The organism is Thiobaca trueperi (assembly GCF_004342175.1).
GTDB lineage: Bacteria > Pseudomonadota > Gammaproteobacteria > Chromatiales > Chromatiaceae > Thiobaca > Thiobaca trueperi.
This window is the reverse complement of sequence record NZ_SMAO01000004.1, coordinates 416303-430218: the sequence shown is the minus strand read 5'-3', so window position 1 is coordinate 430218 and position 13916 is coordinate 416303. Positions and strand designations below refer to the sequence as shown.

The window sequence follows — 13916 nt, the reverse complement described above, 5'->3', positions numbered from 1 at the left end:
CGCAAGATGCGCGTTTGGGAGCCCACCACACCATGCCCAACCTCTATCAGCAGGACTTTTACGCCTGGACCCAGGAACAAACCCGGCTGCTGCGTGCCGGGCGTTACACCGAACTGAACGCCGAGCATCTGATCGAGGAGATCGAGGACTTGGGAAAACGGGAGCGCAGGGCACTAGAAAACCGTCTGGCGATCCTGATCGGTCATCTGCTGAAGTGGCGCTACCAGCCCGACTATCCATACCGGAAAAGCTGGCGCGCCACCATCAACGAACAGCGGCGGCGCATCGCGCAACTGCTGACCGATAGCCCCAGCCTGCGCACGCATCTGCCGGATCTGCTCCCGGACGCCTGCGCGGACGGACGCGATCTGGTGGTGAGGGAGACGCCACTCGATTATGACGACCTGCCGCCCGACTGCCCATTCGCGCTGGACAGCATTCTCGACCCTGATTTTTGGCCCGACGCCTGAACCTCAACTAACCGTAATCAGTTGCTTGCAACCCCCACTGCCCGATAAACGGTGCATAGAACGCCGCATCGGCGCAGGTCGCGCCGCGCTGGCCGACGATCCGTGAGGCGAACGACTGGGCGCGCTCCAGCGTCGTGGTCAGCGGCCAGTCGTGCAGGATGCCGAGGATCAGGACGGCGGCGAAGGCGTCGCCGGCACCGACCGTATCCACGACCTCAGTGATCGCTGGCGGGGCGATCCGGGCCTCTGCGCCGTCGGCGGTCAGCGCCAGCGCGCCCTCGCCGCCCAGTGTCACGATGAGTCCGGTCAGCCCGTGCCGTTCGAGAAAGACGCGGGCGCGGGCGGGCAGATCGAGCGCGGGCGGGCTGTCATCTGTATCCAGCCAGATCAGTTCATCGCGATTGAGCTTGACCCAGTCGGCACCATCCAGCAAGGCGCGTGCGCTGCTGTACGACCACCGGGGCTTGCGCAGATTGACATCCAGAAAGACCGCATCCGGCCCGTCCGATTTGAGCGCCTGCAGGGTGGCGGCGGAGACCGGCTGACGCAGGGCCAGGGTGCCGTGATAGAGCAGACCGCCAGCATCCGCCGGCACATGGCGGATATGGTCATAGGCGCGATCCGGAACGATGTCATAGAGGGGTTCGCCATCGATCAGCGATACCGTCACCCGACCGGTGCCATGCGCGGCATCGGTCTGCAAACCGGCGAGGTCCATGCCCCAGGCGCGCATGGCGTCGCGAATGACCTCACCATCGGGGTCGTCGCCTACTGCGCTGATCAGACGCGGCGCGGCGCCGAAGGCGTGCAGATGCCAGGCGACATTGAAGGGCGCGCCGCCGAGCACCCGGCGACCGTCGGGAAAATGATCGAAGAGGACTTCGCCGAAGAGGCGGATGGGTGGCTGGGGCATCATGGTTTCTCCAAACAGCTTCTCAGATCAGCTTCGCCACTTTCATCAAGACGCCGATGATGACGGTTGTCTGTAACAGACCCGCGCCAATCACCCAGCGGGTCAGATCCGCCCTGGCCTCGGCGATTCGGGCGTGCGTGTCGGCAAACCGGGCCTCCATTTTCAGTTCGAGTTCGCGGATGCGGGCGTCCAGCCGCAGTTCCAATTCACGCAGATCCGGGCGGATGATCGGCTCGCTTTCAATCTGGGCCGAACGCACCGCCTCTGAGATCGCTTCGGCCTGACGCTCGGGCACGCCCGCTTCTTTCAGAGTACGGACGAATTTCAGCGTATCAAATGTGATCGTGGTCATTCCTGCTCCTCGTTCAGCCATCGCCGGGCCTGAGTCGGTCCAGCAGGTCGGGTCGAAAATGCGCCACGCCCTCCAGGATGCCGGCGCTGTAATGCCCGTTCATCCCCTGCCAGCCGCCGAGTGCGCAATAGAGCCGCTCGGTCAGACCATTCATCGCGACAGCGCGGCGGGCCTGCTCGCGAACCGGGTCAGAGGCGTTGGCGACCAGTACTGATGGAATGGAACTGGTCAGGACATCCAGATCGTTGCCGCTGTCACCGGCAAAAACGGTTGAGCCCTCGTCGCAGCCAAGTGCGCGCATCAGAAAACGCACCGCCTGATATTTTCCCGCCTGCTCGGGCAGCACGTCGAGCAGACCGATGCCGGCGGCCTCGTCGATGCTCCAGATCAGGCAGGCGCGCATCCCCGCCTGTTCCAGACGTGCACGCAGCCGCACCAGCAGGTCGTCCGCATCCAGATCGAGCGTCACGTCGTAACTCAGCTTGAACGGCGTCTGCCTTGCCGCTTCCTGCCGACGCAGACCCGACACATCGGCAAAGAGGTCTTGCAGGGCCACCGGTCCCGGCCAGGTTTGGGCCAGTTCATCCGTCCAGCCCGGCAGCGGGTTCCAGATCGCCGTGCCATCCGCGCCGATCACCACCGCCTGAATGCTCGTCCCCACGTCACCAATCACATAATCGGGCCAGGGCAGGTCATGTTCAGCGATGGCCGTCTCGACCAGGGCGCGATGACGGCCCGTGACATAGACCAGGGTCACGTCCGACCCGGCGACGAAGCGGCGGAAACGCGGACGCGCGTCGGGCGATTCAGGCTCGGCCCCGTTGGGAATCAGGGTGCGGTCCAGATCGGTGCAGAGCAGGAGGGATCTTGGCATCGTTGGCGTCATTCCAGGTCCGGACTCGGCGGCACACGGCAGGCGCCGAAGAAATCGTAATGCTCGACCGCTTCGAGAATCCCCAGCGCATGCGCCTGCTGGGCGTAATAGATGTTTTCGTGCTCGGCTAGCTGCGAGAGTTCCTCATGATGACGATTGGCGACGACCACCGCGAGGGTGTTGCCGCGCAGCATGTCCTCGTCCGCACCGGAGCCGCCCGCCACCAGGATCTGTTCGAGCGGGATCCCCAGACGATGCGCGACATAGCGCAGCGCCTGACCCTTGCTGGCGCGGATTGGCACGATGTCGAGAAATTGTCCGAAGGCATGGACGACATTGACGCTCTGCTCCTGGGTGCGCAGCAGGGTCGTCAGTTCTTCCACGCTGGGTGCAATCATGGGGTCGTAGTGATAGGAAATCTTGAAACGCCCCTGTTCGCCCTTGGATTGCGGAATGAGCCCTGGAATTTTCGCGAGTGCGCGGCGCACCGCCTGGGGTTTCCACAGATGATCGACATGATCATTCCAGTAATCGTCCGGAAGCAGACGCGAGGTGTAATGGATCTCGGTGCCGAGACTGGTGATGAGGATATCCGGCACCGGGATGCGATGCCGTTTGAGTTCGACCAGCAGCGAGTCGAGCCGGCGACCGGTGACGATGCCGAAATTGGCGCAGCGTTTATTGTCCTGCATCATGGCGACGAAGCGTTCGACGCCCTCGGCATGGCCCAGCAGGCTCTGATCCAGATCGGTGAAGAGCGCACGATCACGATAGATGAGACGGCGGCGCACCGGCGGCGTGTCCGGGATGGGCGCGGCGCGCTTGGCGAGCGGGGCGACACGACGGCGATAGCGCTCAGCATGAGCGGGCCAGGCGTAATGCTCACCAACGCCTGAGATGCCATTGCGCGAAAATGTCTGCCAGCGATCCGGATCGCTCAGGATGTCGAGCAGCGCCGCCGCGATGGCCTGACGGTCGAGCGGATCGACCAGCAGACCGTTGCCGCAGTTGCCGATGATGTCCACCGGCCCGCCGTTTTCGGTCGCCACCAGCGGCAGACCGGTGGCGGCGGCTTCCAGCAGGGTCAGACCGAAGGGTTCGGTCAGGGCCGGATTGACGAAGACCCCGCCGGAACGCGCCACCAGACGATAGATGTCCGGCACCTCGTCGGCGCTGTGATGCTTGGGTACGGCGACCTTGCCATAGAGATCACAGGCATCGACCGTCAGCAGAATCTCGGTCAGCACGGCGCGCGCGCCGTCATCCAGTTCGCGGATGTCATCGCGGTTGCCGGCGATGATCAGCAGATTGGCGCGTGCCTGGAGCGCGGGCGATTCGCCGTAAGCCTCGACCAGCGCCACGATGTTCTTGCGCTGATCGGCCCGCGACAGAGCCAGAATCAGGGGTTTGCCGGGGTCATCGAGAAAACGCTCGACCTCGGCGGCGAAGGTGCTTGGTGGATCGTCCGGGCGCGGCGGATGGAACTGCTGGAGATCGGTGCCGGGCGGCAGGACGACCATGCGCTCAGGCTGATAGTAATCATAGAGCGCGTACTGCTCGTCGATTTCGTTGTGGGTGCTGGTGATGACCAGATCCGCGCTGGCCAGCACGCTTTCCTCGGCCTCGATCCGGCGCACCATGTTATAGCGCGCATCAATCGCTTCGCCATCGAGTCCGGTCGCCAGCAGACGCTGACGCTTGTCGCGCCCCAGTGAATGACCGGTATGCACCAGCGGCACGCCGATCAGGTTCGCCAGCCGCGCCCCGACATAGCCGGCATCGGCATAGTGACTGTGGATCAGATCCGGCCATCGCCCCTGCTCCTGCAACCAGGCGGCGAGGTTATCCATGAATCCGTCGAGATGGTCCCAGAGCTGCTCCTTCATGATGTAGCCCTCGGGGCCGGCCTCGATGCGAACGATCCGCGCCCGGTCACCCAGCGGTTCGAGCGGCACGCCATAGTCCTCGCTCACAGCGGGATCGAGCACGCGCCGCGTGACCAGATCGACCTGCGTCACATCGTCGCGTTCACCGAGCGCGCGGGCGAGATCGACGACATATTTGGTCTGTCCGCCGGTATCCGCATCACGCCCGAGTTCGAGGTCATGGCCGCGAATCAGGCCATGCAGACTGAGCATCAGGATATACATGATGGGTACTCCAGATTGTCTTGCGACGCCTGATCGAACATCACGAACAGGCATTGCCATGGTCGAATGCAAGGAAGAATGGGGAATCGGAATCCAGGCGGATGCCTGATCACGCCGCCTCGTCTGTCGAGGCGGCGCCAATCAGCATTCCCCATTCGCTATCAGGCGAGGTCGTAGCGATCGAGGTTCATCACTTTCGTCCAGGCCGCGACGAAGTCCCTGACGAACTTCTCGCTGGCATCGTCGCAGGCATAGACCTCGGCGAGCGCCCGCAGCTCGGAATTCGAGCCAAAGACCAGATCGACCCGGGTGCCCGTCCATTTGTGCTGGCCGGTGGCCCGCTCCACGCCGTCGAATACCCCCTCAGTCGCAGAGGGCCGCCACTCGGTGCCCATATCGAGCAGATTGACGAAGAAGTCATTCGTCAGGGTCTCGGGTCGGTCAGTGAGTACGCCATGCCCGGACTGCCCGACAGTGGCACTCAGGGCGCGCAGGCCGCCGATCAGCACTGTCATCTCGGGCGCGGTGAGCGTCAGCAACTGGGCGCGATCCACCAGATATTCCTCGGCAGGGATCCTGACGCCGTCCCGGATGTAGTTGCGGAAACCGTCGGCAACGGGTTCCAGCACCGTAAAGGATTCGACATCGGTCTGTTCCGGCGTGGCATCCGTGCGTCCGGGCGCGAAGGGAACCTGCACCGCATGACCTGCCTTCCGCGCGCCCTCCTCGACAGCGGCACAGCCGCCCAGCACGATGAGGTCAGCCAGGGAGACCTTTTTGCCATCCGACTGTGTGTCGTTGAAATCCTTCTGAATGGCTTCCAGGATCGACAGCACTTTGGCGAGTTCAGCCGGCTGGTTCACCTCCCAATCCTTCTGCGGCGCCAGACGGATACGTGCGCCGTTGGCGCCGCCGCGCATGTCCGAGCCGCGGAAGGTAGACGCCGAGGCCCAGGCGGTCCTGACCAGCTCGGCAATGGACGGCCCGGAGGCGAGGATTCGAGCCTTCAGGGCGGCGATGTCGGCGTCGCCGATCAGCGGATGATCCACAGCGGGAACCGGATCCTGCCAGATCAGCACCTCAGCCGGAACCTCCGGCCCCAGATAACGCGGGCGCGGCCCCATGTCGCGGTGGGTCAGCTTGAACCAGGCACGGGCGAAGGCGTCGGCGAAGGCTTGCGGATCCTGATGGAAGCGCCGCGAAATCGGCTCGTAGATGGGATCGAAACGCAGCGACAGGTCCGCCGTGGTCATCATCGGGCGGTGCTTCAGCGAAGGATCGTGGGCGTCCGGGATCATGTGCTCTTCCTTGACATCTTTGGCCAGCCACTGCCAGGCGCCTGCGGGACTCTTCACCAGCTCCCAGTCGTAGCCGAAGAGCATGTCGAAATAGCCCATGTCCCAGGTGGTTGGGTTTGGCTTCCAGGCGCCTTCGATACCGCTGGTCGTGGTGCAGACACCCATGCCTGAGCCGAAGCTGTTCCTCCAGCCCAGACCCATTTCTTCAATGGGTGCGGCTTCCGGCTCGGGGCCGACCAGCGCGGGATCGCCCGCACCATGGGCCTTGCCGAAGGTATGACCGCCGGCCACCAGCGCGACGGTTTCCTCGTCATTCATCGCCATGCGCGCGAAGGTCTCGCGCACATCGCGGCCCGATGCCACCGGATCGGGATTGCCGTCCGGTCCTTCCGGATTGACATAGATCAGACCCATCTGCACCGCCGCCAGCGGATTCTCCAGATCGCGCTCGCCGGAGTAACGGCTGTTGGGCTTGTCGCTGGTCGCCAGCCATTCGGACTCGGCGCCCCAGTAGATGTCATCTTCCGGCTCCCAGATATCCTCGCGGCCACCGGCGAAACCGAAGGTCTTGAAGCCCATGGATTCCAGGGCGCAGTTGCCGGCCAGGATCAGCAGGTCCGCCCAGGAGAGCCGGTTGCCATATTTCTGCTTGATGGGCCACAGCAGACGGCGCGCCTTGTCCAGATTGCCGTTGTCCGGCCAGCTATTGATGGGTGCAAAACGCTGATTGCCGGTGTTGGCACCGCCGCGCCCGTCGGAGACACGGTAGGTGCCTGCGCTGTGCCAGGCCATACGGATGAAGAGACCGCCATAGTGTCCCCAGTCAGCCGGCCACCAGTCCTGCGAATCCGTCATCAGCGCGTAGAGATCCTGCTTCACCGCCGCCAGATCAAGCGTTTTGAATGCCTCGGCATAGTTGAAGCCTGCGTCCATGGGATTGGACTTCTCAGAGTGCAGGTGCAGGATCTTGAGGTTGAGTTTGTTGGGCCACCAGTCCTGATTCGACTGGGCAGCAACCGTCGTGCGGGCACCGTGAGCGCCCGCAAACGGGCACTTGGATTCGTTCGACATGACATTCCTCCTCTTCTTTTTGGACGAAAACGCGCGATCAGATCAGAGGTGATTCTCAAGCAGTTAAGGTGGTTTCCGGGAAAGTTTCTACCAGAGTCAAGGCTCCAAATGGACAGGATGAACAGGATTTCGCAGGATTCACAGGAGACAAGTCATTGTTTTCTGAATCCTGTCAATCTTGAAAAATCCTGTGAATCCTGTCCATTCACGACATCTCCGTGGGTAGATTGTTTTCAGGAAATCGCCTAAAGGGCCGTCCCGGATGCGGCCAGATCAACTACCGAATCCTCCTGATGGCCAAAACGATAACGTCCTCGGGCATGACTGCCCAAGGCCTTGACTGGCGCGCCGAAGAAGGCCAGCACGGTCAGATCTTCCTGAATATCGAAGAAGGCGTGGCTGCATGCGGCATGCACATACATCAGCGTGCCTTTCTGGACATCGTGCTCGGTGTCGCCGACGCGCAGATTGGCCTTGCCTTCCAGCACCAGATAGAGCTCGTCTTCCTCATGGGCGCTGGCCATATCTTTGGAGCCCACCGGCAGATAGTAGATCGAACAGGACAGCGAGGGCGTGCGCAGAAATTCCTTCAGCGTCACACCGTTGCGCTCGACCTTCGCCACCAGATCGTCAAGCTGAAAGACCATCCAATCCGCTTCGTTCATGAAATATTGACCTCTGAAACCACTGTTTTAAGGATGCAGACAGGATAGCCCCATCGTGCCGGTGACGATACCAAGGCATTGGACCCCGGACAACTGAGAAAGGTTTGCATTGGCGATCTTGATGCGCTATAAACGATAACTCATATCATTTACGCCATCCTGACGAGCCAGCGAGGTCGCCATGAACCAGTCGATTCACCATGTCCCCGGGCGTCTGCGTATTCGTTCAACGTCGTTCCGTCGTCGATCCATCACCGCCCTGAGCATTCAGGATCAATTGCTTGCCCTGGACGGCGTAACCCATGTCCGACTCAACCCGGACGCCAGCAGCATCACCATCCATTACGACACGGCCCGCCTGAGCCGCGCTCAATTGCTGGCGATGCTTGAAAGTACCGGTTGTCTTGGCGCTCAGACACGCAGCGATGCGTTTACGACCAAGACCGGCGAACTGTTCGGCAAGGTGCTGATGGGGGCTATCGTCAAGAAAGTTGCCGAGCGTTCCGCGCTCAAACTGGTCAGCGTCCTGCTTTAAACCGCGTCCTGGAGTGCAGTTTGGATCTCGGCGGGGTCCGACCCTGCCGCCTGATCGGCTGACTTGAGGCCGGATTCACAAAACTGTCGCGCATCATTGAGCGGCAGTGATCGATTGATACAGATGACCCTGCTGGTCAAAACCCTTCACGATCAATTCACGATGCCAGCCACCAGGCCGGTGAACCAACACCTCACCGCAGTCTGTTCGCCATTCAGACAGCACGAGTCGATGGATGGCTGTTCCGTCAAGCGCGAATGCGTGTTCAGCGGGCCGATGGGTATGACCGTGAATCAGCCGCGAGGCGTTGAAACGGCGCAGACAGGCAACGACCGCGCCCTGGTTCACATCCATGATCTCGGGCGGTTTGTCTGCGTTGGCGGCGCGGCTTTTATCCCGGTAATCCGCTGCGAGTGCGCGCCGGCCAGCCAGTGATTTCCAGAGAAACAATCGCCGCACGAACGGATTGCGAACGCGCCTGCGAAATTGCTGATAAGCCGCATCGTCGGTACAGAGCAGATCGCCGTGCATCAAGAGGGTTGGTTCGCCGTCGAAGTATCTGAGCGTCGGGTCGCGCAGCAGGGTGCAGCCGGTGTCGCGACAGAAGGCGCGTCCGATCAGAAAATCGCGATTTCCATGCATGAGGTCGCAGGCGGTGCCAGAGTCGGTCAGCGCGCGTAGCGCCGCGCGAACCTGCGTGTTCAGCGGCGTGTCGTCATCGTCCCCGATCCAGGCATCGAACAGATCGCCGAGAATATAGAGCCGCGCCGCCTGACGGGCGCGTCCGGCCAGAAAACGCAGGAAGAGATCCAGGGTCGTCGGGCGCTCCGGCGACAGATGCAGATCCGAGATGAAGAGTGTTTCATCCGGCCTGACGAGAGTTGCGCGCGAATCGTCAACCGTCTGAAGCCTGTGGTCTCGATTGTGATCCATGAGGTGTGGCCAAGGTATAGTGCCAAATAACAATGACCATCATTATGTCACGAGGTTTTCGGGATGGGGCGGCCTGAATGAAGGCGATGCGCTGACCGCCCGTGCCGGAGCGATCCCAAATCGTTATACTCACGGGCTTCACCCGCACCCGCAGTGTCCGACCAGTCCCCCATGAGCGAACTCCAAGAACAACTCGACAAACGCCGCACCTTCGCGATCATCTCCCACCCTGACGCCGGCAAGACCACACTGACCGAAAAACTCCTGCTGTTCGGCGGCGCCATTCAGCTCGCTGGCACGGTCAAGGGTCGCAAGGCGGCACGTCACGCCACCTCGGACTGGATGGCGCTGGAGAAGGAGCGCGGGATCTCGGTGACCTCATCGGTCATGCAGTTCCCCTACGGTGACGCCATCCTCAACCTGCTCGACACCCCCGGACACGAGGATTTTTCCGAGGACACCTATCGCACCCTGACGGCGGTTGATTCGGCGCTGATGGTGATCGATATAGCCAAAGGCGTCGAGGAGCGCACCATCAAGCTGATGGATGTCTGCCGGCTGCGCGATACGCCGATCCTCACCTTCGTCAACAAACTCGACCGCGAGGGACGCGATGCCATCGAGGTTCTCGACGAGATCGAGAGCGTGCTGAAGATTCGCTGCTCACCCGTCACCTGGCCGATCGGCATGGGCAAGCGCTTCAAGGGGGTTTTCGATCTGCGTACCGGACGCACCCATCTGTTCAGCGCCCAGCATGGCGGACGCATCACCGAAGGCGAGATCATCGAAGGTCTGGACAATCCGCGCATGGACGAGGTGCTCGGGGATCAGGCGCAGGAACTGCGCGACGAGATGGAACTAGTGCTCGGGGCCAGTCATCCGCTGGATCAGGATGCCTACCTTGCCGGCAAACAGACCCCGGTTTTTTTCGGCTCGGCGATCAACAACTTCGGCGTGCGCGAACTGCTGGACGCCTTCGTCGAGTATGCCCCGCCGCCGCGCGCGCGCCAGACGCGCCAGCGCGAGGTCACGCCGTCCGAGGAGGGCTTTACCGGCTTCATCTTCAAGATCCAGGCCAATATGGACCCGGCCCATCGTGACCGTGTGGCCTTTCTGCGGGTCTGTTCGGGCAGCTATAAAAAAGGCATGAAGATGCGTCATGTACGCATCGGCAAGAGCATCCAGGTTGCCAACGCCATCACCTTTCAGGCCGATGAGCGCCGTCATGTGGAGGAAGCCTGGCCCGGTGACATCATCGGTCTGCATAACCACGGCACCATCCAGATTGGCGACACCTTCACCGAAGGCGAGGATTTGAAATACGAGGGCGTGCCCTATTTCGCGCCCGAACTCTTCCGGCGCGTGGTGCTCAAGGATCCGCTGCGGCTCAAGGCGCTCCAGAAGGGCGTGCTGCAACTCTCCGAGGAGGGCGCGACCCAGTCGTTCCGTCCGCTCAAGAACAACGATCTGATCCTGGGCGCGGTCGGCATCCTCCAGTTCGACGTGGCCGCCTATCGGTTACGCGATGAATACGGCGTCGATGCCATCGTCGAGCCGGTCAGCGTCAAGACTGCACGCTGGATCCACTGCGAGGATCCCAGGATGCTGGAGCGGTTCAAGGAGAAATGCTACGAGAATCTGGCGCTCGACGGCGACGATCAGCTCGTCTATCTGGCCCCGACCATGGTGAATCTCAGCCTGGCGCAGGAACGCTGGCCGGACGTGCGCTTTCTGGCGACACGGGAGCTTTAGGGCTTAAACCGCGTCCAGTGCGATATGCGTAATTTTCAATTTGTGTCTAGCTCTGGGGAAGTCAACGACATCAGTGGAGACGCGGTTTAAAATTTTATATTTTTTAATACTTTAAACCGCGCCAGCTCCGATAATCCTTGAGTCTGCCAGGGCCGATCTGATCCACAAAGATCGCATACCGTGCTGGGCGCGGTTTAATCCATATCCCGCGAGTTGGTGAGCAGTCGGGTCAGCAGCCCCAGCGGCTGCACCTCGCCGGGCACGCGAATCCGCACCTGCCAGCCGGCGCCCGGCGCGACATCGAGCGCCGCCCCATCCAGAGTTTCCATCTGTTCCAGACAAAATGAGCGGTTGCCGCCGGGTGTCATCAGTTCCAGCCCGTCGCCCACAGCGAAGTGGTTTTTGACCGTAATTTCGGCCCAGCCATCACCGCCCCCGGTCACTTCGCCGACGAAAATGCTGCGCTGGTTGCGCGAGGCGCCGTCGGCATAATTCTGCAACTCGGCGGCGGCGTGGCGGCGATAGAAGCCCTCGGTATAGCCACGGTTGGCGAGCCCCTCCAGCGCAGTCAGCAACTCGGGCCGGAAGGTCCGTCCGGCCACAGCATCGTCGATGGCGGCCCGATAGACCTGAGCGGTCCGCGCGGCATAGTAATGCGACTTGGTGCGCCCTTCGATCTTGAGACAGTCGATCCCCATCGCGACCAGCCGCTCGACATGGGCGACGGCCTGGAGATCGCGCGAATTGAGGATATAGGTGCCGTGCTCATCCTCGAAGATCGGCATGAATTCGCCCGGCCGCTTGGCCTCTTCGAGCAGATAGACCGCGTCGGCGTCGGGGTGACGCATCTGACCGGAATCCGACATCTCGGCCCCCAGTCGATAGTCCCAGCGGCAGGAATTGGTGCAGGCGCCCTGATTGGCGTCGCGGTGGTTGAAATAGCCCGACAGCAGACAGCGGCCTGAATAGGCCACGCAGAGCGCGCCGTGGACGAAGACCTCCAGCTCGATGTCCGGACAGGCGGCGCGGATCTCGGCGATCTCATCGAGCGAGAGTTCGCGCGACAGAATCACCCGTGACACACCGACTCCCTGCCAGAAGCGCACCGCCGCCGCGTTGACCGTATTGGCCTGCACCGAGAGATGGATTGGAAGCTCGGGCCAGCGCTCGCGTACCAGCAGGATCAGGCCCGGATCGGCCATGATGAGCGCATCCGGCCCCAGCGCGACGATGGGCGCCAGATCCTCCACGAAGGTTCGCACCTTGGCCCCGTGGGGCATGAGATTGGCGGCGAGATAGAAGCGCTTGCCCAGGGCGTGCGCCTCGGCGAGACCGAGCGCCAGATTCGCGGCGTCGAAATCGTTGTTGCGCACCCGCAGACTGTAGCGCGGCAGACCCGCATAGACCGCATCCGCCCCATAGGCGAAGGCATACCGCAGATTGCGAAGGGTGCCGGCTGGCGACAGCAGTTCCGGGGCGCGTCGCTTGTCCGGGTTCAATGGAGTTCTACCAGAAAGGTCAGACGTTCGTCCGCGCCGACCAGTCCTTTACGCTGCACCTCGACCGGCAGGGTCTGGCCGGGCTGGCTGTCGAGCAGTGCGATGCGGATATCGGCATAGCTGGCGATAGGCTGCGTACCGATGCGGAGGATGCGATCGCCCGCGACGATCCCGGCGGCCTTGGCCCCGCTCTTCTCCGCGAAACCCTGCACCAGCATGCCCTCGCCTGCCGCCGTCTGATCCAGCATCACGCCCAGCAGACCGGCAGCCGGCAAGTCTACCTGCTTGGGAAAAAGCAGAAAATCGGCCACTGCCGGATCGAGATCGCGATCGGCACCATTGAGCACGATGGCCGAGGGGACATCGACCCGCCGCAGCAGGCGTTTGGGGATGCCCTGCCCGTATTCGAGATGACCGGACCCGGCCAGTACGACCAGGGTGCGGTCGGGATGCGCAGCGAGCGCTTGTGCGGCGCGGTCAGCCATGCCTTCGTCCCACATTAACTGCACCTCCACGAAGTGCTCGATATTGCGCTGATCTGCGCCGGGATGCTGTTTGAACACCGCCTCCAGACGCGCCCGATAGGCGGGATCCGCACGGTCGATGCCGGTTGGAATCCGCGCCCGCTCGTCCGTGCTCAGACCGGCGATGCCGACCTCGCCGACCCGGCGGGTCAATTCAGACTCCAGATTGAGCGCGATCACGGGGATCCGCTGTTCGCGGGCGAAGCGCAGAATGGGTCGATAGAGCCGATAGTCATAACGCCAGCGGTCGAAATACTGCGTCCGGCGCAGGAACTCGGCCTCATCAAGGGTTCCGGCGATATAGTCGTCGAGTGCCGGCTGAAAGGGCTGCTGGAAAAACTCCATGCCGATCACGAGCGGTTTGCCGCGCGCATGCAGACCCTGGATGATCGCCAATTGGTTCAGATGGTCTTCATAGCGGTCATGGCTCTCGCCGACGAAGATCACCCGACGGTCAGCGAGACGGTCGAGCAGCCGGTCCATGCCGCTCAGCTGCGCAAGATCGAGCACGCGGGTTGAGGTCTCGGGGAACTCCGCCCCCTTTGACTGGCCAGACAGCGCAGTCGAACAGGCCAGCGTACTGAGCGCGCAAAGACTCGCCGCGAGTGCGAATGTAAAAGGATGTTTGTGTGACACGAAATCCCCCAGTAGGTGCGAATTTATTCGCACAGGCAGTTGGCATAGGATGATAAGGCGATTTTCTGAAAAACTCGTACCTGTGCTGACCTGAAATGAACAGGATTAACAGGATTTTTCAGGATGGACAGGATTTTTCAAATCTTTGTTTTTAATCCTGTTAATCTTGATCCATCCTGTTAATCCTGTCTATTCCCTATTCAGACACATGCCAAAATCGTTCAGCACAATCAAAGTGATTCTG

General features: G+C 61.9%; 12 protein-coding genes. 3 read left to right on the top strand and 9 right to left on the bottom strand.

The annotated features are described in order from the left end of the window. The first annotated feature begins 32 nt into the window (after positions 1 to 32). Positions 33 to 470 carry a DUF29 domain-containing protein gene (locus tag EDC35_RS10080; RefSeq protein WP_132977110.1) on the top strand — a complete coding sequence of 146 codons (438 nt, stop codon included), beginning with the start codon at positions 33 to 35 and terminating at the stop codon, positions 468 to 470. Positions 471 to 477: 7 nt separating this feature from the next. Here the strand turns inward: EDC35_RS10080 and EDC35_RS10075 are convergent, their stop codons facing one another. The 6 genes from EDC35_RS10075 to EDC35_RS10050 all read right to left on the bottom strand — a co-directional run bounded on the left by EDC35_RS10075 (position 478) and on the right by EDC35_RS10050 (position 7793). Then, positions 478 to 1383 carry a PfkB family carbohydrate kinase gene (locus tag EDC35_RS10075; protein WP_132977186.1) on the bottom strand — a complete coding sequence of 302 codons (906 nt, stop codon included), beginning with the start codon at positions 1381 to 1383 and terminating at the stop codon, positions 478 to 480. Between the two features lie 22 nt (positions 1384 to 1405). Next, positions 1406 to 1735: a hypothetical protein gene (locus EDC35_RS10070; protein WP_132977109.1), complete on the bottom strand. Its 330-nt coding sequence runs from the start codon at positions 1733 to 1735 to the stop codon at positions 1406 to 1408. A 13-nt stretch (positions 1736 to 1748) separates the two neighbouring features. Beyond that, on the bottom strand, positions 1749 to 2609 hold the full coding sequence (locus EDC35_RS10065) for an HAD family hydrolase (protein WP_165903399.1): 861 nt from the start codon (positions 2607 to 2609) through the stop codon (positions 1749 to 1751). Positions 2610 to 2617: 8 nt separating this feature from the next. After that, a complete protein-coding gene (locus tag EDC35_RS10060; protein ID WP_132977107.1) occupies positions 2618 to 4759 on the bottom strand; it encodes an HAD-IIB family hydrolase in 2142 nt (713 codons plus the stop codon). Positions 4760 to 4920: 161 nt separating this feature from the next. Further along, positions 4921 to 7128, bottom strand: coding sequence for a catalase/peroxidase HPI (gene katG / locus EDC35_RS10055; protein ID WP_132977106.1), 2208 nt, complete (start codon positions 7126 to 7128; stop codon positions 4921 to 4923). Positions 7129 to 7373: 245 nt separating this feature from the next. Next, positions 7374 to 7793, bottom strand: coding sequence for a cupin domain-containing protein (locus tag EDC35_RS10050; RefSeq protein WP_132977105.1), 420 nt, complete (start codon positions 7791 to 7793; stop codon positions 7374 to 7376). 181 nt (positions 7794 to 7974) lie between these two features. Here EDC35_RS10050 and EDC35_RS10045 point away from each other — a divergent pair, with 181 nt between their 5' ends. Continuing rightward, the gene (locus tag EDC35_RS10045) at positions 7975 to 8328 is read left to right on the top strand and encodes an HMA2 domain-containing protein (RefSeq protein WP_132977104.1); all 354 of its coding nucleotides are present in this window, start codon (positions 7975 to 7977) and stop codon (positions 8326 to 8328) included. A 93-nt stretch (positions 8329 to 8421) separates the two neighbouring features. Here the strand turns inward: EDC35_RS10045 and EDC35_RS10040 are convergent, their stop codons facing one another. Then, on the bottom strand, positions 8422 to 9261 hold the full coding sequence (locus EDC35_RS10040) for a UDP-2,3-diacylglucosamine diphosphatase (protein WP_132977103.1): 840 nt from the start codon (positions 9259 to 9261) through the stop codon (positions 8422 to 8424). Positions 9262 to 9432: 171 nt separating this feature from the next. Between EDC35_RS10040 and EDC35_RS10035 the strand changes: the two genes are divergently transcribed. Then, positions 9433 to 11013 carry a peptide chain release factor 3 gene (locus tag EDC35_RS10035; protein ID WP_132977102.1) on the top strand — a complete coding sequence of 527 codons (1581 nt, stop codon included), beginning with the start codon at positions 9433 to 9435 and terminating at the stop codon, positions 11011 to 11013. A 194-nt stretch (positions 11014 to 11207) separates the two neighbouring features. On the opposite strand, the gene trhP is transcribed toward EDC35_RS10035, so the two are convergent. Continuing rightward, positions 11208 to 12512 (bottom strand): prephenate-dependent tRNA uridine(34) hydroxylase TrhP, encoded by a 1305-nt coding sequence (gene trhP, locus EDC35_RS10030; protein ID WP_132977101.1) that lies wholly within the window; start codon positions 12510 to 12512, stop codon positions 11208 to 11210. Then, positions 12509 to 13546, bottom strand: coding sequence for a ChaN family lipoprotein (locus EDC35_RS10025; protein ID WP_341539434.1), 1038 nt, complete (start codon positions 13544 to 13546; stop codon positions 12509 to 12511). The genes trhP and EDC35_RS10025 overlap by 4 nt, the downstream gene beginning before the upstream one ends. Between the last annotated feature and the right edge of the window lie 370 nt (positions 13547 to 13916).

What these genes read in the sequence shown, in the direction of transcription:
- EDC35_RS10080 (WP_132977110.1), top strand. Translation starts at nt 33, where the DNA reads ATGCCCAACCTCTATCAGCAGGACTTTTACGCCTGGACCCAGGAACAA.
- EDC35_RS10050 (WP_132977105.1), bottom strand. Translation starts at nt 7,793, where the DNA reads ATGAACGAAGCGGATTGGATGGTCTTTCAGCTTGACGATCTGGTGGCG.
- EDC35_RS10070 (WP_132977109.1), bottom strand. Translation starts at nt 1,735, where the DNA reads ATGACCACGATCACATTTGATACGCTGAAATTCGTCCGTACTCTGAAA.
- EDC35_RS10065 (WP_165903399.1), bottom strand. Translation starts at nt 2,609, where the DNA reads ATGCCAAGATCCCTCCTGCTCTGCACCGATCTGGACCGCACCCTGATT.
- EDC35_RS10060 (WP_132977107.1), bottom strand. Translation starts at nt 4,759, where the DNA reads ATGTATATCCTGATGCTCAGTCTGCATGGCCTGATTCGCGGCCATGAC.
- EDC35_RS10045 (WP_132977104.1), top strand. Translation starts at nt 7,975, where the DNA reads ATGAACCAGTCGATTCACCATGTCCCCGGGCGTCTGCGTATTCGTTCA.
- EDC35_RS10035 (WP_132977102.1), top strand. Translation starts at nt 9,433, where the DNA reads ATGAGCGAACTCCAAGAACAACTCGACAAACGCCGCACCTTCGCGATC.
- katG (WP_132977106.1), bottom strand. Translation starts at nt 7,128, where the DNA reads ATGTCGAACGAATCCAAGTGCCCGTTTGCGGGCGCTCACGGTGCCCGC.
- EDC35_RS10040 (WP_132977103.1), bottom strand. Translation starts at nt 9,261, where the DNA reads ATGGATCACAATCGAGACCACAGGCTTCAGACGGTTGACGATTCGCGC.
- EDC35_RS10075 (WP_132977186.1), bottom strand. Translation starts at nt 1,383, where the DNA reads ATGCCCCAGCCACCCATCCGCCTCTTCGGCGAAGTCCTCTTCGATCAT.